This is a genomic window from Enterobacter genomosp. O (genome assembly GCF_001022965.1).
Taxonomy (GTDB): Bacteria; Pseudomonadota; Gammaproteobacteria; order Enterobacterales; family Enterobacteriaceae; genus Enterobacter; species Enterobacter cloacae_L.
This window is the reverse complement of record NZ_LECZ01000018.1, coordinates 15612-35258: the sequence shown is the minus strand read 5'-3', so window position 1 is coordinate 35258 and position 19647 is coordinate 15612. Positions and strand designations below refer to the sequence as shown.

The following is a 19647-nucleotide window of genomic DNA, read 5'->3' as shown; positions in this document are numbered from 1 at the left end:
GGTGCCAATGGACGTTTCTTACCTGCTCGACAGCCTTAATGACAAACAGCGTGACGCGGTTGCCGCCTCGCGCACCAACATGCTGGTGCTGGCAGGGGCGGGCAGTGGTAAGACGCGCGTGCTGGTTCACCGTATCGCCTGGCTGCAGAGCGTGGAAAACTGCTCGCCGTACTCCATCATGGCGGTCACGTTTACCAACAAGGCGGCGGCGGAGATGCGCCACCGTATCGCCCAGCTGATGGGCACCAGCCAGGGCGGCATGTGGGTTGGCACCTTCCATGGCCTGGCGCACCGCCTGCTGCGCGCGCACCATATGGACGCCAACCTGCCGCAGGATTTCCAGATCCTCGACAGCGAAGATCAGCTCCGTTTGCTGAAGCGCCTGATCAAGGCGATGAACCTCGACGAGAAGCAGTGGCCGCCGCGTCAGGCGATGTGGTACATCAACGGTCAGAAAGACGAGGGGCTTCGCCCGCACCATATTCAAAGCTTCGGCAACCCGGTCGAGCAGACCTGGCAGAACGTTTATAAGGCCTATCAGGAAGCGTGCGATCGCGCCGGTCTGGTGGATTTCGCCGAGCTGCTGCTGCGCGCCCACGAGCTGTGGCTGAATAAGCCGCACATCCTGCAGCACTACCGCGAACGCTTTACCAATATCCTGGTGGACGAATTCCAGGATACCAACAACATCCAGTACGCGTGGATCCGCCTGCTGGCCGGCGATACCGGCAAGGTGATGATCGTGGGCGACGATGACCAGTCTATCTACGGCTGGCGCGGGGCGCAGGTGGAGAACATCCAGCGCTTCCTCAACGATTTTCCTGGCGCACAGACCATCCGTCTGGAGCAGAACTACCGCTCAACCAGCAATATCCTGAGCGCGGCCAACGCCCTGATTGAAAACAACAACGGGCGTCTGGGGAAAAAGCTGTGGACCGACGGCGTCGACGGCGAACCGATTTCGATTTACTGCGCCTTCAATGAACTCGACGAAGCCCGCTTCGTGGTGAACCGCATCAAAACCTGGCAGGACAATGGCGGCGCACTGGAGCAGTGTGCCATTCTCTATCGCAGCAACGCCCAGTCGCGCGTGCTGGAAGAGGCGCTGCTGCAGGTGAGCATGCCGTACCGCATTTATGGCGGCATGCGCTTCTTCGAACGTCAGGAAATCAAAGATGCGCTCTCGTATCTGCGCCTGATTGCCAACCGTAACGACGACGCGGCGTTTGAGCGCGTGGTCAACACGCCGACACGCGGCATTGGTGACCGCACGCTGGACGTGGTGCGTCAGGCCTCTCGCGATCGTCAGCTGACGCTGTGGCAGGCGTGCCGCGAGCTGCTGCAGGAAAAAGCGCTTGCCGGCCGCGCCGCCAGCGCGCTGCAGCGCTTCCTCGAACTGATTGACGCGCTGGCGCAGGAAACGGCCGACATGCCGCTGCACGTGCAGACCGACCGGGTGATTAAAGACTCCGGCCTGCGCACCATGTACGAGCAGGAAAAAGGTGAGAAAGGCCAGACCCGTATTGAGAACTTAGAGGAACTGGTCACGGCAACGCGCCAGTTCAGCTACAACGAAGAAGACGAAGACCTGATGCCGCTGCAGGCGTTCCTCTCTCACGCCGCGCTGGAAGCGGGCGAAGGGCAGGCGGATACCTGGCAGGATGCGGTTCAGCTCATGACCCTGCACTCTGCCAAAGGTCTTGAGTTCCCGCAGGTGTTTATCGTGGGTATGGAAGAGGGGATGTTCCCGAGCCAGATGTCGCTTGATGAAGGCGGACGTCTGGAAGAGGAGCGTCGCCTGGCCTATGTGGGCGTGACGCGAGCGATGCAAAAACTGACGCTGACCTACGCCGAAACCCGCCGTCTGTACGGTAAAGAGGTCTATCACCGTCCGTCGCGCTTTATCGGTGAACTGCCGGAAGAGTGCGTGGAAGAGGTACGTCTGCGCGCGAGCATCAGCCGTCCGGTCAGCCATCAGCGTATGGGCTCGCCGATTGCGGAAACCGACACCGGCTACAAGCTGGGCCAGCGCGTGCGCCATTCGAAGTTTGGCGAAGGTACCATTGTGAATCTGGAAGGCAGCGGCGAGCACAGCCGCCTGCAGGTGGCGTTCCAGGGGCAGGGGATCAAATGGCTGGTGGCGGCCTATGCGAAGCTGGAAACAGTCTAACATTCAGAAAAATATCATTATTTTGTAATAATCTGCTAGCCTTATACATTGAAGGTCAATTAATGCCCTTCAGCGTTCCGTTGCGTGTTGACGCCACAGTTATAGCTGGCGTAACATGCGCGCACGATTACGCTAAGAGGACATTCGCCTTGGACACACCCAGTAGATACTGGCTCAATTCCCTGTCATCCAGGAACAACTCCTAAGGCTATCTCCCCTTGCTGATGGCCTTAGTGGTTGTCAGCGACCTGCACTATTCCCGTCGCGCTGAGTCAGGCTGTTTAATGGTCTGAAACCCAATTTGTTTCTGTGTGCCCACCGAACTGTCCGATATTTTTTGCATTGGGAGTCCCGGTCATGTTGAGCGCATTTCAACTCGAAAATAACCGACTGACTCGGCTTGAAGCCGAAGAGTCACAGCCCCTCATTGATGCCGTATGGGTGGATCTGGTCGAGCCGGACGACGATGAACGCCTGCGCGTACAATCTGAGCTGGGACAAAGCCTGGCGACACGCCCGGAACTGGAAGACATCGAAGCATCCGCACGTTTTTTTGAAGACGAAGACGGCCTTCACATCCACTCCTTCTTCTTCTTTGAAGATGCCGAAGACCACGCGGGCAACTCCACCGTGGCGTTTACCATTCGCGACGGCCGCCTGTTTACCCTGCGCGAGCGCGAACTGCCTGCGTTTCGTCTCTACCGCATGCGCGCCCGCAGCCAGGCGATGGTGGACGGTAACGCCTACGAGCTGCTGCTCGACCTGTTCGAGACCAAAATTGAACAGCTGGCGGACGAAATTGAAAACATCTACAGCGATCTGGAAAAGCTGAGTCGCGTGATCATGGAAGGGCATCAGGGCGATGAGTACGACGAAGCGCTCTCTACTCTGGCGGAGCTGGAAGATATCGGCTGGAAGGTGCGTTTGTGTCTGATGGATACCCAGCGCGCGCTGAACTTCCTGGTGCGCAAGGCGCGTCTGCCGGGCGGCCAGCTGGAGCAGGCGCGGGAGATCCTGCGCGATATCGAATCCCTGCTGCCGCATAACGAATCCCTGTTCCAGAAGGTCAACTTCCTGATGCAGGCGGCGATGGGCTTTATCAACATCGAGCAGAACCGCATCATCAAGATCTTCTCGGTGGTTTCTGTGGTGTTCCTGCCGCCGACGCTGGTGGCCTCCAGCTACGGGATGAACTTTGAGTTTATGCCGGAGCTGAAGTGGAGCTTTGGTTACCCGGGGGCGATTATCTTTATGATCCTCGCCGGGCTGGCGCCGTATCTCTATTTCAAGCGCAGGAACTGGCTGTAAAAATCGGGCGGGTGGCGCTGCGCTTACCCGCCCTACAAAACACCTACATTCCTTTGCGGGCCCTGCGCTGGGTATAAATGGCATCGGCAACGAAAATCGCCAGCGCCACCCAGATAAAGGCAAACGTCACCATCTTATCCGCGCCCGGCACTTCGCCGTAAAACACCACCGCCAGCAGGAACATCAGCGTCGGGCCAATGTACTGGAAGAAGCCCAGCGTGGAGAGACGCAGGCGCGTCGCCGCCCCGGTGAAGCACAGCAGTGGAATGGTGGTCACCACGCCCGCGGCCATCAGCATCAGATTCAGCGACCACGGGTTGCTGCCCATATGGCTGGTGGCGCTGTCGGCAATGCCGAAGAGATAAATCGCCGCCACCGGCAGCAGCCACAGGGTTTCAAACAGCATCCCGGTTTGGGCTTCTACCGCAATCTTCTTACGCACCAGGCCGTAGAAGGCAAAGCTGAACGCCAGGCCGAGGGCAATAATTGGCAGCGAGCCGAAGGTCCACAGCTGCACCAGCACGCCGCAGAAGGCCAGAATGACGGCCACCCACTGCATCCGACGGAAGCGCTCGCCGAGGAAAATCATCCCCAGCACGATGTTCACCAGCGGGTTAATGAAGTACCCCAGGCTCGCTTCGAGCATGTGATGGTTATTCACAGCCCAGATAAACAGCAGCCAGTTACCGCCGATCAGCACGGCAGAGAGCGCCAGCAGGAAAATCTTCTTCGGGGTTTGCAGCAGCGTTTTGACGCCGGACCACTGACGGCTGAGGCTCATCAGCGCAATCATAAAGAAGAACGACCAGATGACGCGGTGGGTAAGGATCTCATCGGCCGGAACGTAGGCGATAAGCTTGAAATACGCCGGGGCGATACCCCAAATAAAATAAGCGGCAAGGGCGAGTAAAACGCCCTGCCGCGTCTGTTTAGCATCCATCGGGAAAATCCGTTACAAAAAAGTGAATTAATTTTACCCGATTTTGCTGCCTCAACCCACCATATAAGTGGCGGTTGCGCTGGCGATATAAACCTGTTCTTCGTTGTGTAACTCAACGCGCGCCACGGCCACTTTGTTGCCCGCGCGCAGCAGGCTGCTGGTACAGGTGAAGCGATTTCCGCGTCCAGGACGAAGATAGTCGACGCGTAAATCAATGGTGCCCATGCGCGCCAGCCGCTGGCGGAGTTCGTCTTCATTAATGGTGTCATGGCGGGTCAGCGTACTGCCCACGCAGACCAGGCCAGCCGCGACGTCCAGCGCAGAGGCAATCACGCCGCCGTGCAAAATACTTTGTGCCCAGTTACCCACCATCATCGGCTGGTTGTTGAAACTCAGCTGGGCAAAGTCTTTCTCGTAACGCTCCAGCTCCAGTCCCAGCGCGCGGTTAAACGGCATATGGTAAACAAAAATCTCGCCCACGAGTTTTAACACTTCTTCGGCGGTAAGCATGGCTGACATGAGGCATCACATCCTTATTGTTAATAAAATGTTGATTTTATGCCTCAGCAATAAGGAATTCCACTTTCAGAAACGAGGATGCAGCAGTTGTCGCAGAAGTATGTAGAATGTTCGCCACATAACTATTCAAGTACTTTTACTCTTTTGCAGGAGAACACCACCGATGCGGACGTATCTGGCCTGGTTACTGGCGGCGGTTGCGCTGCCCCTCACAGCATATGCGCAGGAAGCGACGATCAAAGAGGTGCATGATAAACCTGCCGTTCACGGCAGCATTATCGCGAACCTTCTTCAGGAGCATGACAATCCGTTCACGCTCTATCCGTACGACACCAACTACGTGATTTACACCCAGACCAGCGATCTCAACAAAGAGGCGATAAGCTCCTATAACTGGTCTGATAATGCGCGTAAAGATGAGGTGAAGTTCCAGCTCAGCCTCGCCTTCCCGTTCTGGCGCGGCATTCTGGGGCCGAACTCGGTGCTCGGTGCGTCTTACACGCAGAAATCCTGGTGGCAGCTCTCTAACAGTGGGGAGTCCTCGCCGTTCCGTGAAACGAACTACGAGCCGCAGCTGTTCCTCGGTTTTGCAACGGATTATGAATTTGCCGGATGGACGTTGCGTGATGTCGAAGTGGGCTTTAACCATGATTCCAACGGCCGTTCCGACCCGACTTCACGTAGCTGGAACCGCGCCTATACGCGCCTGATGGCGCAGAACGGTAACTGGATGGTGGAGGTGAAGCCGTGGTATGTGGTCGGCAGCACTGATGACAACCCGGACATCACCAAATACATGGGATACTACCAGCTCAAAGTCGGCTATCAGCTGGGTGATGCGGTGCTGAGCGCGAAGGGCCAGTACAACTGGAATACCGGCTACGGCGGCGCGGAAGTGGGCTTAAGCTATCCTGTGACGAAGCACGTTCGTATCTACACGCAGGTATACAGCGGTTACGGCGAGTCGCTTATTGACTACAACTTCAACCAGACCCGCGTAGGCGTGGGCGTGATGCTGAACGATATTCTCTAGGCAGCTCGAATGTTTTTGCGTTAAACGTTGAAGTTTCTCTCTCAGGCGCTGAAAATAGCGCCTGTTTTATTTTTCGCATATGGGGTTAATGTGGCGCAGGCGGAAGTATTGAATCAGGAGTCGCTGGCTAAACAGGTTTTGCATGAAACCTTTGGCTACCAGCAGTTCCGCCCTGGCCAGGAAACCATCATTGAAACGGTGCTGGAAGGTCGCGATTGCCTGGTGGTCATGCCGACCGGCGGCGGTAAATCCCTCTGCTATCAGGTGCCCGCGCTGGTGCTTAACGGCCTGACGGTCGTGGTATCGCCCCTGATTTCACTGATGAAAGACCAGGTTGATCAGCTGCTCGCCAACGGCGTGGCGGCGGCCTGTCTTAACTCGACCCAAACCCGCGAGCAGCAGCAAGAGGTGATGGCCGGGTGCCGCACCGGGCAAATTCGCCTGCTGTATATCGCGCCGGAACGCCTGATGCTGGATAACTTCCTCGACCATCTCGCGCACTGGAACCCGGTTCTGCTGGCAGTGGATGAAGCGCACTGTATCTCTCAGTGGGGTCATGATTTCCGCCCGGAATACGCTGCACTCGGCCAGCTGCGTCAGCGCTTCCCCGAGCTGCCGTTTATGGCGCTTACCGCCACGGCAGATGACACCACCCGTCTGGATATTGTTCGCCTGCTGGGGCTGAACGATCCCTATATTCAGGTCAGCAGCTTCGACCGCCCCAACATCCGCTACATGCTGATGGAAAAATTCAAGCCGCTGGATCAGCTCTTACGCTACGTGCAGGAGCAGCGCGGCAAGTCCGGCATCATTTACTGCAACAGCCGCGCGAAGGTGGAAGACACCGCCGCACGTCTGCAAAACCGCGGCTTTAGCGCGGCGGCCTACCATGCCGGGTTAGAGAACCACATCCGTGCCGACGTGCAGGAGAAATTCCAGCGCGATGACCTGCAAATTGTGGTGGCGACGGTGGCGTTCGGCATGGGGATCAACAAGCCCAACGTGCGCTTTGTGGTGCACTTCGACATTCCGCGCAATATCGAATCCTACTATCAGGAAACCGGCCGCGCCGGGCGTGACGGCCTGCCAGCGGAAGCGATGCTGTTTTACGATCCGGCCGATATGGCATGGCTGCGCCGCTGCCTGGAGGAAAAACCGCAGGGACAGCTGCAGGATATCGAACGCCACAAGCTCAACGCGATGGGCGCGTTTGCCGAAGCGCAAACCTGCCGTCGTCTGGTGCTGCTCAACTACTTTGGTGAAGGGCGACAGGAGCCGTGCGGCAACTGCGATATCTGCCTGGATCCGCCGAAACAGTACGATGGCCTGATGGACGCGCGTAAGGCGCTCTCGACCATTTACCGTGTGAACCAGCGCTTCGGGATGGGCTACGTGGTGGAAGTGCTGCGCGGTGCCAATAACCAGCGTATCCGCGATATGGGCCACGACAAACTGCCCGTCTACGGTATTGGCAAGGACCAGAGCCATGAGCACTGGGTCAGCATTATTCGTCAGCTGATTCACCTCGGCTTTGCCACACAGAACATTGCTCAGCACTCCGCGCTACAGCTGACCGAAGCGGCGCGTCCGGTCCTGCGCGGTGACGTTGAACTGAAGCTCGCCGTGCCGCGCGTTATCGCCCTGAAGCCGCGGGTGATGCAAAAATCGTACGGCGGCAACTACGACCGCAAGCTGTTTGCCAAACTGCGCAAGCTGCGTAAAGCCATTGCCGATGAAGAGAACATCCCGCCTTACGTGGTGTTCAACGACGCGACGCTCATCGAGATGGCCGAGCAGATGCCGCTCAGCGCCAGCGAAATGCTCAGCGTCAACGGCGTCGGTACGCGCAAGCTGGAGCGCTTCGGGAAGGAGTTTATGGCGCTTATCCGTTCACATGCCGACGGTGATGATGAGGAGTAGTCAGCCGGACGAAAAAGTGTCAGGATGATGACTCACTGAATTATTTCCCTGCGAGCGAATTATGTTGATGCTATTTCTCACCGTGGCGTTAGTGCACATCGTTGCGCTGATGAGCCCGGGTCCGGACTTTTTCTTCGTGTCACAGACGGCCGTCAGCCGCTCCCGCAAAGAGGCGATGATGGGCGTGCTCGGTATTACCATGGGCGTCATGGTCTGGGCCGCGGTCGCGCTGCTTGGCCTGAACCTGATTCTGGCGAAGATGGCCTGGCTACATAACATCATTATGGTTGGCGGTGGCCTGTACCTGTGCTGGATGGGCTACCAGATGCTGCGCGGCGCGCTGAAAAAAGAAGAGAAAAAACCGGAAGAGCCAAAGGTTGAGCTGGCAACAGGCGGCCGCAGCTTTGTGAAAGGGCTGCTGACCAACCTGGCGAACCCGAAAGCGATTATCTATTTCGGCTCGGTGTTCTCGCTGTTTGTCGGGGATAACGTCGGTGCGGGCGCGCGCTGGGGTATCTTCCTGCTGATCGTCGTTGAGACCTTTGCGTGGTTCACCGTGGTGGCAAGCCTGTTTGCCTTACCGGCAATGCGCCGCGGCTATCAGCGCATCGCGAAGTGGATCGACGGTTTCGCCGGCGCGCTGTTCGCCGGCTTCGGGATTCATCTCATTATTTCTCGCTAAGCGTGACGCGCTGACGCAAGCAGCGCGCCAACCAGCATAAACAGCGAACCAAAGACTTTATTCAGGGCCTTCATCTGCTTAGGCCCTCTAATCCACGCCGCAATCCGCTGCGCCAGCGTTGCGTAACCAATCATTACGATGATATCGACGATAATGGTGGTTGCACCCAGCACCACGTACTGCATCACCTGGGGCTGATGTGGCACGATAAACTGCGGGAACAGCGCGGCGAGGAAGACGATGCTTTTCGGGTTGGTGAGGTTGACGAAAACCGCGCGCTTAAACAGATGGCCGCGGTTTTGCGTCTGAGCGAGCGTATTCAGGTTGATGGAGCCCGCCGCGCGCCACTGCTGAATACCCAGCCAAATCAGATACGCTGCACCGGCCCATTTCAGCACCTCAAAAGCCAGTACCGAGCGGGAGAACAGGGTGCCCAGACCAATCCCGACCAGGACGATGTGAATGCCCAGCCCGGCCTGCAAACCGGCAATCGACGCCGCCGCACCGCGATAGCCGTGGTTGATGGAGGTGGTCATGGTGTTAATGGCGCCCGAGCCCGGTGAAAGGCTAAGGATGATGGATGTCAGCAGGTAAGCGAACCACCACTCGAAGGTCATTTGAAACTCCCGAATCGTCTGTTTTTATGCCACAATACGCTATTGTTGAGTCATTTTGTGACCGGTTACGAAAAAACGATATTCCTTGGCTTACGTGAGTGGAAACCCGATGTTTCAGCAGAAAAAGGACTGGGAAACACGAGAAAACGCATTTGCTGCTTTCTCCATGGGGCCGCTGACCGATTTCTGGCGCCAGCGTGAGGAAGATGAGTTTACGGGCGTCGGTGATATACCGGTACGCTTTGTGCGTTTTCACGATAAGAAAAATGACCGGGTCATCGTGGTCTGTCCCGGGCGTATCGAGAGCTACATCAAATACGCCGAACTGGCCTATGACCTGTTCCACCTGGGCTTCGATGTGTTGATTATCGACCATCGTGGTCAGGGGCTTTCGGGCCGCCTGTTATCGGATACGCATCGCGGCCATGTGGATAGCTTCAGCGATTACGTCGACGATCTCGCCGCGTTCTGGCAGCAGGAGGTCGAGCCTGGCCCATGGCGGAAGCGCTATATTCTGGCGCACTCGATGGGCGGTGCAATTTCAACGCTGTTTTTACAGCGTCACGAGCACCAGTGCGACGCCATTGCGCTTACCGCGCCGATGTACGGCATCGTCATGCGCTTTCCGGACTGGATGGTGCGCCATATTCTCGACTGGGCTGAGGGCCATCAGCGCATTCGTGAAGGCTACGCCATTGGCACCGGGCGCTGGCGGGCATTGCCGTTTGCGATGAACGTGCTGACCCACAGCCGACAGCGCTATCGTCGTAACCTGCGTTTTTATGCCGATGAACCGCGCCTGCGCGTGGGTGGCCCGACATATCACTGGGTGCGGGAAGGGATCCTTGCCGGTGAGCAGGTTCTGGCGGGCGTTGCGAATGACGACACGCCAACGCTCCTGATTCAGGCTGAAGAAGAGCGTGTGGTGGATAACCGCATGCATGACCGCTTTTGCGAACTCCGCGCTGCCGCCGGCCACCCTTGTGAAGGGGGAAAACCGTTGGTCATCAACGGCGCGTACCATGAGATCCTTTTTGAAAAGGACGCTATGCGCTCAGTCGCGCTTAACGCCATCGTCGAGTTTTTCGACCGGCATAACTGATTTTCTATTGAGGTTAAATTTCCCTATGTACCAGGTTGTTGCATCTGATTTAGATGGCACGCTGCTTTCTCCCGACCACACCCTGTCGCCTTACGCGAAAGAGACCTTAAAGCTGCTGACCGCCCGGGGCGTGAACTTTGTGTTTGCCACCGGCCGCCACCACGTAGACGTAGGGCAGATCCGCGATAATCTTGAGATCAAATCGTACATGATCACCTCTAACGGTGCGCGCGTGCATGATACCGACGGCAACCTGATCTTTACCCACAACCTGGATCGCGATATTGCCGCCGATCTGTTCGGGGTAGTGCATAACAACCCGAATATCGTCACCAACGTTTACCGCGACGACGAGTGGTTTATGAACCGCCACCGCCCGGAAGAGATGCGTTTCTTCAAGGAAGCCGTATTCCAGTACTCGCTGTACGAGCCGGGCCTGCTGGAGCCGGAAGGGATCAGCAAGGTGTTCTTCACCTGCGTAAACCATGAGGAATTGCTGCCGCTGGAGCAGGCGATCAACGCGCGCTGGGGCGATCGCGTCAACGTGAGCTTCTCAACGCTGACCTGTCTGGAAGTGATGGCCGGGGGCGTAACCAAAGGCCACGCGCTGGAAGCGGTTGCGAAACGTCTGGGCTTCGAGCTGAAAGACTGCATCGCCTTTGGTGACGGCATGAATGACGCTGAAATGCTTTCGATGGCAGGCAAGGGCTGCATTATGGAAAACGCGCACCAGCGTTTGAAAGACCTGCACCCGGAGCTGGAAGTGATCGGCACCAACGGCGACAACGCGGTACCGAAATATCTGCGCAAGCTGTTCCTTGAATAATCTTCATTTGGTTGTTTATTGCTCAGTTGTCAACTAAAGAGTTCGCTACAATGCCTGTCCTTCTTTCTGAGAGACAAGCATTGTGGCGCTACTCATTATCACCACTATCCTGTGGGCCTTCTCCTTTAGCCTGATTGGCGAATACCTTGCCGGTTCGGTCGACAGCTACTTCTCGGTACTGATGCGCGTGGGGCTGGCAGCGCTGGTGTTCCTGCCGTTTCTGCGTTCGCGCGGGCAATCGTTGAAAACGATCGTGCTCTATATGCTGGTGGGGGCGATGCAGCTCGGCATCATGTATCTGTTTAGCTTCCGGGCTTACGTCTACCTGTCCGTCTCTGAATTCCTGCTGTTCACCGTGCTTACGCCGCTCTATATCACGCTGATCTACGATTTGCTCAGCAAGCGCCGCCTGCGCTGGGGATACCTGCTGAGCGCGGCACTGGCGGTGATTGGCGCGGCGATTATTCGCTATGACAAAGTCAGCGATCATTTCTGGACCGGGCTAATGTTCGTCCAGCTCGCCAACATCAGTTTCGCCATCGGCATGGTGGGCTACAAGCGCCTGATGGAAACCCGTCCGATGCCGCAGCATAACGCGTTTGCCTGGTTCTATATGGGGGCCGCGATTGTCGCGGTGGCGGCGTGGTTTATGCTCGGTAACCCGCAAAAGCTGCCGACCACCGCCGTGCAGTGGGGCGTTCTGATCTGGCTGGGCGTTGTGGCTTCAGGGCTGGGGTATTTCATGTGGAACTACGGCGCTACGCAGGTAGACGCCGGTACGCTGGGGATCATGAACAACGTGCATGTCCCGGCAGGGCTACTGGTCAACCTCGCCATCTGGCAGCAACAGCCGCACTGGCCGAGCTTCATTATTGGGGGAACGGTGATCCTGGCTTCGCTGTGGGTCCATCGACGCTGGGTCGCTCCGCGCTCCGCACAAACGGAAGGTGGTCGCACGCGTGGTTCCGCGCTGAGCGAATAAACGCCTCCGTAATCGGCTGACGCTGCTCGCCATCGCGCACGGCGGCGTACAGCCTGCTCCACAGTCCTTCCCCCAGGGTTTTGGTGACCACCAGTCCCTGGCGTTCAAAACTCTCCACCACCCAGTGCGGCAGCGCTGCGATACCCATTCTGGCTGCCACCATCTGAATCAACAGCAGGGTGTTATCCACGCTTTTCAGCTGCGGGCTAATGCCTGCCGGCTGCAGGAAGTGACGCCAGATATCCAGACGACTGCGCTGAACCGGGTAAATCAACAGCGTTTCTGTCGCCAGATCTTCCGGCGTGATGCGCGTTTTAGCTGCCAGCGGATGGTCCGGCGCCAGCACCAGGCGCACTTCATAATCAAACATCGGCGAATAGTGCAGGCCGCTGCGCGGCAGTATGTCGGAGGTCATGACCAGATCCAGCTCGCCCTGCTGGAGCGAGGGCTGCGGGTCGAACGTCACGCCGGATTTAAAGTCCATCTCTACCTGCGGCCACTTCTGGCGGAAGTTCTCAAGCGCGGGGGTCAGCCACTGAATACAGCTGTGGCATTCAATGGCGATACGCAGCTTGGTCTGCTGCGGTTCGTTACACGCCTGCAGCGCGCTGGCGATCTGCGGCAGCACCTGATTCGCCAGCTGCAGCAGGATCTCGCCCTGAGGCGTAAAGCGCAGCGGCTGGCTCTTACGCACAAAAAGACGAAATCCAAGGCGCTGTTCCAGATCGCTGAACTGGTGAGAAAGGGCGGACTGGGTCTGGTGCAGCGTGGCTGCCGCCGCCGCGAGCGAGCCGCAGTTCCGCAACGCTTGTAGCGTTTTCAGGTGTTTTATCTCGATCATGAAAGTCCTTCACTTCGCCATGAACATTTTGCGCTTGAGGAATATACAGTACCTGCCAATTATAGATGTGTAAACATCTGGACGTCTAAATAACGAATTTCACAAGGGGCATACCATGACAATCCGCAATCACACTCTCGGTTTCCCTCGCGTTGGCCTGCGTCGCGAGCTGAAAAAAGCGCAAGAAAGCTACTGGGCGGGTAACGCCACCCGTGAAGAACTGCTGGCGGTGGGACGCGAGCTGCGCGCCCGTCACTGGGATCAGCAAAAACAGGCGGGCATTGACCTGCTGCCGGTGGGCGATTTCGCCTGGTACGACCATGTTCTGACGACCAGCCTGCTGCTTGGCAACGTGCCGGCTCGTCATCAGAACAAAGATGGATCGGTAGATATCGATACCCTGTTCCGCATCGGCCGTGGCCGTGCGCCGACGGGTGAGCCAGCGGCAGCGGCGGAAATGACCAAGTGGTTTAACACCAACTATCACTATATGGTGCCGGAGTTCGTAAAAGGCCAGCAGTTCAGGCTGACCTGGACGCAGCTTCTGGATGAAGTGGACGAAGCGCTGGCGCTGGGCCACCAGGTGAAACCGGTGCTGCTTGGGCCGGTAACGTACCTGTGGCTGGGTAAAGTGAAGGGCGAGCAGTTTGACCGGCTCAGCCTGCTGAAGGATATTCTGCCGGTCTACAAACAGGTGCTGATTGAGCTGGGCAAACGCGGCATTCAATGGGTGCAAATCGACGAACCCGCGCTGGTGCTCGAACTGCCGCAGGAGTGGCTCGATGCCTTCAAACCGGCGTATGACGCGCTTACCGGTCAGGTAAAACTCCTGCTGACCACCTATTTCGAAGGCGTGACGCCGAACCTGAAGACCATTACCGCGCTGCCGGTTCAGGGCCTGCACGTTGACCTCGTACACGGTAAAGACGATGTCGCGGAGCTGCACAAGCGCCTGCCAGCGGACTGGCTGCTCTCCGCTGGCCTGATCAACGGCCGTAACGTCTGGCGCGCCGATCTCACCGAGAAATACGCCCAGATTAAGGACGTCGTCGGTAAACGTGAGCTTTGGGTAGCATCTTCCTGTTCGCTGCTGCACAGCCCGATCGATCTGAGCGTGGAAACGCGTCTGGATGCCGAAGTAAAAAGCTGGTTTGCCTTCGCGCTGCAAAAATGTGAAGAGCTGGCCCTGCTGCGCGACGCGCTCAACAGCGGCGACACGGCGGCTATTGCCGAATGGAGCGCACCGATTCAGGCGCGCCGTCACTCGGCTCGCGTGCATAACCCGGCGGTGGAAAAACGCCTGGCGGCCATCACCGCCCAGGACAGCCAGCGTCAGAGCCCGTATGAGGTGCGCGCCGAAGCGCAGCGCGCCCGCTTCAACCTGCCCGCGTGGCCGACCACTACAATTGGCTCCTTCCCGCAGACCACCGAGATCCGCGGCCTGCGTCTGGACTTCAAAAAGGGCAATCTGGATGCGAATCACTACCGCACCGGTATCGCTGAACACATCAAGCAGGCGATTATCGAGCAGGAACGTCTGGGTCTGGACGTGCTGGTGCACGGTGAGGCCGAGCGTAACGACATGGTGGAATACTTCGGTGAACATCTGGACGGTTTCGTATTTACCCAGAACGGCTGGGTGCAGAGCTACGGCTCCCGCTGCGTGAAGCCACCGGTGGTTATCGGTGACGTCAGCCGCCCGGAAGCGATCACCGTGGAGTGGGCGAAATACGCGCAATCCCTGACGGACAAACCGGTGAAAGGCATGCTCACCGGTCCGGTAACGATTCTTTGCTGGTCCTTCCCGCGTGAAGACGTGACCCGTGAAACCATCGCGAAGCAAATTGCTCTGGCGCTGCGTGACGAAGTGGCCGATCTCGAAGCCGCAGGCATTGGCATCATCCAGATTGACGAACCGGCGCTGCGCGAAGGCTTGCCGCTGCGTCGCAGCGACTGGGATGCGTACTTACAGTGGGGCGTGGAAGCGTTCCGCATCAACGCCGCGGTCGCGAAGGACGACACCCAGATCCACACCCACATGTGTTACTGCGAATTTAACGACATCATGGATTCGATTGCCGCGCTGGACGCTGACGTGATCACCATCGAGACCTCGCGTTCAGACATGGAGCTGCTGGAGTCGTTTGAAGAGTTCGACTATCCGAATGAGATTGGGCCGGGCGTGTACGACATTCACTCCCCGAACGTGCCGAGCGTGGAGTGGATTGAAGCCCTGCTGAAAAAAGCGGCTCAGCGCATTCCGGCAGAGCGCCTGTGGGTAAACCCGGACTGCGGACTGAAAACCCGCGGCTGGCCGGAAACCCGCGCAGCGCTCGCCAACATGGTGAAGGCGGCGCAGAACTTGCGTCAGGCGTAGTGGTGCTGGGTTGCCGGGTAGAGCTAACGCTTACCCGGCCTACCTGAAGGCCCGGTAAGGCGTAACCGCCACCGGGCTTTTTTTACGCTTTCTTGCCGCCGTACTGGCTAAACCACGCCAGCATCCGCTGCCAGCCATCTTTGGCTGATTCTGCGTGATAGCTCGGACGATAATCGGCGTTAAACGCATGACCGGCATCCGGGTACACCACAATCTCCGCCTTCGCATTAGCCGCACGGAGCGCATGGCGCATGGTCTCTACCGAATCCAGCGAAATACCGGTGTCCTGACCGCCGTACAGCCCTAACACCGGGGCATTTAACTCAGTGGCGATATCCACGGGATGTTTCGGTGAATTCAGCGTCTTTTCACCCACCAGTTTGCCGTACCAGGCGACGGCGGCTTTGAGCTGTGGGTTATGTGCGGCATACAGCCAGCTAATGCGACCGCCCCAGCAGAAACCGGTGACCAGCAGACGGTGTGGATCGCCCCCGTTGCGCGCCGCCCAGCTGGCAACGTGGTCGAGATCGGCCAGCACCTGTGCGTCAGGGACCTTGCTGACCAGGTTGCTGAGCAGTGTGGGAATATCGCTGTAGTCGTTCGGATCGCCCTGACGGAAGTAGAGCTCTGGGGCAACGGCCAGATACCCTTCCAGCGCCAGCCGGCGGCAAAGGTCGCGAATGTGTTCGTGAACCCCAAAAATTTCCTGAATCACAATCACGATCGGCAGCGGGCCGTCTGCCGATTTCGGCCGCGCGTGATAAGCAGGCATGTTCTCCCCCTGCGAGGAGATGGAGGTCTCGCCCGCAGTAATTTCCGCCTCTGGCGTCGAAACGATGGTTGAAGCGTGGGGGGCCGCAGCAGGTGCAAAACCGGTTTTTTCAGTCATGGCATTCTCCGTACCAATGAGTTAGCGCAAAGGTAAATATAGACACCAGGTTAACAACTCACAGTGCCTTAAACGGTCTATCTTTTGTGCAGCACCTGGCGATATAACATTGTTAATGTGATGTAAATCACTTTTTTATGGAAATTTAATGCAATCATTTTCATTCATGGTGAGTTGCGTCACGAAATTATGCTTACTGCTTCTGTAAAGTACCGTTTTACTTCTTCTGACTAACCGACCCACAGAGGAGTCACCTATGTCTAAGTCTGATGTTTTTCATCTCGGCCTCACCAAAAACGATTTACAAGGGGCTACGCTCGCAATCGTCCCTGGCGACCCTGAGCGTGTGGAAAAGATCGCCGCGCTGATGGATAAGCCGGTCAAGCTGGCAGCCCATCGCGAATTCACCACCTGGCGTGCAGAGCTGGATGGTAAAGCCGTGATCGTGTGTTCTACCGGTATCGGTGGACCGTCTACTTCAATTGCTGTTGAAGAGCTGGCGCAGCTGGGCATTCGTACTTTCCTGCGTATCGGTACCACCGGCGCTATTCAGCCGCACATCAATGTGGGCGACGTGCTGGTCACGACCGCGTCCGTACGTCTGGACGGAGCAAGCCTGCACTTTGCGCCGATGGAATTCCCGGCAGTAGCAGACTTTGAATGTACTACTGCGCTGGTTGAAGCCGCGAAATCCGTGGGCGCGACTACCCACGTGGGCGTAACCGCCTCTTCCGATACCTTCTACCCGGGCCAGGAGCGTTACGACACCTTCTCCGGCCGCGTCGTTAGCCGTTTCAAAGGCTCAATGGAAGAGTGGCAGTCCATGGGCGTGATGAACTACGAAATGGAATCCGCAACGCTGCTGACCATGTGCGCAAGCCAGGGTCTGCGTGCCGGTATGGTGGCGGGCGTTATCGTCAACCGTACTCAGCAGGAAATCCCGAACGCCGAAACCATGAAGCAGACCGAAAGTCATGCGGTGAAAATCGTGGTTGAAGCCGCGCGTCGCCTGATCTAGTCCTCTCCTTTCGAAATCATAGGCCGACACGTTCGGCCTTTATTTTTTGCGTAGTGCCTCGCAGGAAAACCCTTTCAAACTGGACGTTTATACAGCACAATCTTATTTTGTGCGGGTAATACGTTGATGCAGGGGGCATTGTGGATATCTCAGTCCTGATTTATGCGGTGATTGCGCTGGCGGGCATGGGAATAGGCTGGCTCATTTCCAGCTACCAGCATGCACAGCAGAAGGCCGACCAGCTGGCCGAGCGCGAAGAGATGGTCGCTGAATTAAGTGCGGCAAAGCAGCAGCTTGCGCTGAGCGAACACTGGCGTGATGAGTGTGAGCTGCTCAACAACGAGCTGCGTAATCTGCGTGATATCAACACGTCACTGGAGGCCGATCTCCGCGAAGTGACCACCCGCCTTGAATCCACGCAACTGCATGCGGAAGACAAAATCCGCCAGATGATCAACAGCGAGCAGCGCCTCAGCGAACAGTTTGAGAACCTCGCCAACCGTATTTTTGAGCACAGCAACCGCCGCGTTGACGAACAGAACCGCCAGAGCCTGAACAGCCTGCTGACGCCGCTGCGCGAACAGCTGGACGGTTTTCGCCGCCAGGTGCAGGACAGCTTTGGTCAGGAAGCCCGCGAGCGCCACACGCTGGCGCATGAGATTCGCAATCTTCAGCAGCTCAATGCGCAAATGGCGCAGGAAGCGGTCAACCTGACCCGGGCGCTTAAAGGGGATAACAAAACGCAGGGCAACTGGGGAGAAGTGGTGCTGACCCGCGTACTGGAAGCCTCTGGCCTGCGGGAAGGGTATGAATACGAAACGCAGGTGAGTATCGAAAACGATGCCCGCTCGCGTATGCAGCCGGATGTGATAGTACGGCTGCCGCAGGGTAAAGATGTGGTGATTGACGCCAAAATGACGCTGGTGGCGTATGAGCGCTACTTTAATGCCGAAGATGACTACACGCGCGAGTCAGCGCTTCAGGAGCACATTGCCTCCGTGCGTAACCACATTCGCCTGCTCGGTAGAAAAGATTATCAGCAGCTGCCAGGCCTGCGCTCGCTGGACTATGTTCTGATGTTTATCCCGGTTGAGCCCGCGTTTCTGCTGGCGCTCGACAGACAGCCTGAGCTTATCACCGAAGCGCTCAAAAACAACATTATGCTGGTCAGCCCCACCACGCTGCTGGTGGCCCTGCGCACCATTGCCAACCTGTGGCGCTATGAGCACCAGAGCCGCAACGCGCAGCAGATTGCCGATCGCGCCAGCAAGCTGTACGACAAAATGCGCCTCTTCGTGGACGACATGTCTTCCGTCGGGCAGAGCCTGGATCGTGCGCAGGATAACTACCGTCAGGCGATGAAAAAACTCGCCTCCGGCCGTGGCAATCTTCTGGTGCAGGCCGAAGCATTCCGCAGCCTTGGGGTAGAGGTTAAACGCGAGATTAATCCGGAATTGGTCGAACAGGCCATCGCCCAGGATGAAGAGTTTCGCCTGCGTGAAGGTGCGGACGAACAAAAGACAAACAGTGAAGACAACACCTTAGCGGCGGATTTATCCCCCGAAGAGCCTCCCGCGCGTTTCTTTCGCGGTGGTTGAAACGTAGGGCAATTGCGCCCAATCTGTTACACTTCACGAACATTTTACTGATAAGCAGGCTCTGAGATGGTTGACGATTCACAAGACACAACGCACTTTGGCTTTCAGACTGTCGCCAAAGCGCAGAAAGCTGACATGGTGGCCCACGTATTTCATTCCGTGGCGGCGAAGTACGATGTGATGAATGACCTGATGTCGTTCGGTATTCATCGCTTGTGGAAGCGCTTCACCATTGACTGTAGCGGCGTGCGTCGTGGACAAACTGTGCTGGACTTAGCCGGCGGTACGGGCGATTTAACCGCGAAATTCTCCCGTCTGGTGGGCGAAACCGGTCGCGTTGTTCTCGCAGATATCAATGACTCCATGCTGAAAATGGGACGCGAAAAGCTGCGTAACATCGGCGTGGTGGGAAATGTGGAATATGTGCAGGCAAACGCCGAAGCGCTGCCGTTCCCGGACAACACCTTCGACTGCATCACTATCTCCTTCGGTCTGCGTAACGTTACCGATAAAGAAAAAGCGCTGCGTTCCATGTATCGCGTGCTGAAGCCGGGTGGACGCCTGCTGGTGCTCGAGTTCTCCAAGCCCATTATTGAGCCGCTGAGCAAAGCTTACGACGCCTATTCCTTCCACGTGCTGCCGCGCATCGGCGAGCTGGTGGCCAACGACGCGGAAAGCTATCGCTATCTGGCGGAGTCTATCCGTATGCACCCGGATCAGGACACATTAAAAGCCATGATGCAGGACGCGGAATTTGAGAACGTTGAATATTTCAACCTGACGGCGGGTGTCGTCGCGCTGCATCGCGGTTACAAATTCTGAGTG

At 57.3% G+C, this 19647-nt stretch carries 18 protein-coding genes; 13 read left to right on the top strand and 5 right to left on the bottom strand.

The features are described 5' to 3' along the window. The first annotated feature begins 7 nt into the window (after positions 1–7). The 3 genes from uvrD (at position 8) to corA (ending at position 3478) form a co-directional block, all read left to right on the top strand. A complete protein-coding gene (gene uvrD / locus ABR39_RS01280; protein ID WP_047345455.1) occupies positions 8–2170 on the top strand; it encodes a DNA helicase II in 2163 nt (720 codons plus the stop codon). 149 nt (positions 2171–2319) lie between these two features. Then, positions 2320–2376, top strand: a complete 57-nt coding sequence (gene ysgD, locus ABR39_RS26150; protein WP_212743980.1) for a YsgD/CorL family protein — start codon at positions 2320–2322, stop codon at positions 2374–2376. 151 nt (positions 2377–2527) lie between these two features. Then, on the top strand, positions 2528–3478 hold the full coding sequence (gene corA, locus ABR39_RS01275; protein ID WP_008501540.1) for a magnesium/cobalt transporter CorA: 951 nt from the start codon (positions 2528–2530) through the stop codon (positions 3476–3478). A 43-nt stretch (positions 3479–3521) separates the two neighbouring features. On the opposite strand, the gene rarD is transcribed toward corA, so the two are convergent. Then, positions 3522–4418 carry an EamA family transporter RarD gene (gene rarD / locus ABR39_RS01270; RefSeq protein ID WP_047345454.1) on the bottom strand — a complete coding sequence of 299 codons (897 nt, stop codon included), beginning with the start codon at positions 4416–4418 and terminating at the stop codon, positions 3522–3524. A 51-nt stretch (positions 4419–4469) separates the two neighbouring features. Next, positions 4470–4937, bottom strand: coding sequence for an acyl-CoA thioesterase YigI (yigI, locus tag ABR39_RS01265; RefSeq protein ID WP_008501538.1), 468 nt, complete (start codon positions 4935–4937; stop codon positions 4470–4472). Positions 4938–5100: 163 nt separating this feature from the next. Between yigI and pldA the strand changes: the two genes are divergently transcribed. From pldA to rhtC, 3 genes are all read left to right on the top strand, one after another. After that, on the top strand, positions 5101–5970 hold the full coding sequence (gene pldA, locus ABR39_RS01260) for a phospholipase A (RefSeq protein WP_047345453.1): 870 nt from the start codon (positions 5101–5103) through the stop codon (positions 5968–5970). A gap of 90 nt (positions 5971–6060) precedes the next feature. Further along, positions 6061–7890: an ATP-dependent DNA helicase RecQ gene (gene recQ, locus ABR39_RS01255; protein ID WP_047345452.1), complete on the top strand. Its 1830-nt coding sequence runs from the start codon at positions 6061–6063 to the stop codon at positions 7888–7890. Between the two features lie 61 nt (positions 7891–7951). Next, positions 7952–8572, top strand: coding sequence for a threonine export protein RhtC (gene rhtC / locus ABR39_RS01250; protein ID WP_006179256.1), 621 nt, complete (start codon positions 7952–7954; stop codon positions 8570–8572). On the opposite strand, the gene rhtB is transcribed toward rhtC, so the two are convergent. Next, entirely contained in the window at positions 8569–9189 is a 621-nt protein-coding gene (gene rhtB / locus ABR39_RS01245; RefSeq protein WP_047345451.1) for a homoserine/homoserine lactone efflux protein, read from the bottom strand. The genes rhtC and rhtB overlap by 4 nt on opposite strands. A 109-nt stretch (positions 9190–9298) precedes the next feature. On the opposite strand from rhtB, the gene pldB reads away from it, so the two are divergent. The 3 genes from pldB to ABR39_RS01230 all read left to right on the top strand — a co-directional run bounded on the left by pldB (position 9299) and on the right by ABR39_RS01230 (position 12099). Next, the gene (gene pldB / locus ABR39_RS01240) at positions 9299–10291 is read left to right on the top strand and encodes a lysophospholipase L2 (protein WP_047345450.1); all 993 of its coding nucleotides are present in this window, start codon (positions 9299–9301) and stop codon (positions 10289–10291) included. Between the two features lie 25 nt (positions 10292–10316). After that, a complete protein-coding gene (yigL, locus tag ABR39_RS01235) occupies positions 10317–11117 on the top strand; it encodes a sugar/pyridoxal phosphate phosphatase YigL (protein ID WP_047345449.1) in 801 nt (266 codons plus the stop codon). Positions 11118–11199: 82 nt separating this feature from the next. Beyond that, on the top strand, positions 11200–12099 hold the full coding sequence (locus ABR39_RS01230) for a carboxylate/amino acid/amine transporter (RefSeq protein ID WP_047345448.1): 900 nt from the start codon (positions 11200–11202) through the stop codon (positions 12097–12099). On the opposite strand, the gene metR is transcribed toward ABR39_RS01230, so the two are convergent. Further along, a complete protein-coding gene (metR, locus tag ABR39_RS24020) occupies positions 11987–12940 on the bottom strand; it encodes an HTH-type transcriptional regulator MetR (protein WP_048339012.1) in 954 nt (317 codons plus the stop codon). The two genes, ABR39_RS01230 and metR, sit on opposite strands and share 113 nt — an antisense overlap. Positions 12941–13055: 115 nt before the next feature. Here metR and metE point away from each other — a divergent pair, with 115 nt between their 5' ends. Then, positions 13056–15317, top strand: a complete 2262-nt coding sequence (gene metE / locus ABR39_RS01215) for a 5-methyltetrahydropteroyltriglutamate--homocysteine S-methyltransferase (RefSeq protein WP_047345445.1) — start codon at positions 13056–13058, stop codon at positions 15315–15317. An 82-nt stretch (positions 15318–15399) separates the two neighbouring features. Here metE and ABR39_RS01210 read toward each other — a convergent pair whose 3' ends face one another. After that, complete coding sequence (locus ABR39_RS01210; RefSeq protein WP_047345444.1) at positions 15400–16206, bottom strand: dienelactone hydrolase family protein; 807 nt, start codon at positions 16204–16206, stop codon at positions 15400–15402. Positions 16207–16462: 256 nt separating this feature from the next. Between ABR39_RS01210 and udp the strand changes: the two genes are divergently transcribed. The 3 genes from udp (at position 16463) to ubiE (ending at position 19644) form a co-directional block, all read left to right on the top strand. Next, positions 16463–17224 carry a uridine phosphorylase gene (udp, locus tag ABR39_RS01205; protein ID WP_003860792.1) on the top strand — a complete coding sequence of 254 codons (762 nt, stop codon included), beginning with the start codon at positions 16463–16465 and terminating at the stop codon, positions 17222–17224. A gap of 140 nt (positions 17225–17364) precedes the next feature. After that, positions 17365–18822, top strand: coding sequence for a DNA recombination protein RmuC (rmuC, locus tag ABR39_RS01200; RefSeq protein ID WP_047345443.1), 1458 nt, complete (start codon positions 17365–17367; stop codon positions 18820–18822). Positions 18823–18888: 66 nt separating this feature from the next. After that, positions 18889–19644 (top strand): bifunctional demethylmenaquinone methyltransferase/2-methoxy-6-polyprenyl-1,4-benzoquinol methylase UbiE, encoded by a 756-nt coding sequence (gene ubiE, locus ABR39_RS01195; RefSeq protein ID WP_008501525.1) that lies wholly within the window; start codon positions 18889–18891, stop codon positions 19642–19644. Positions 19645–19647 lie beyond the last annotated feature (3 nt).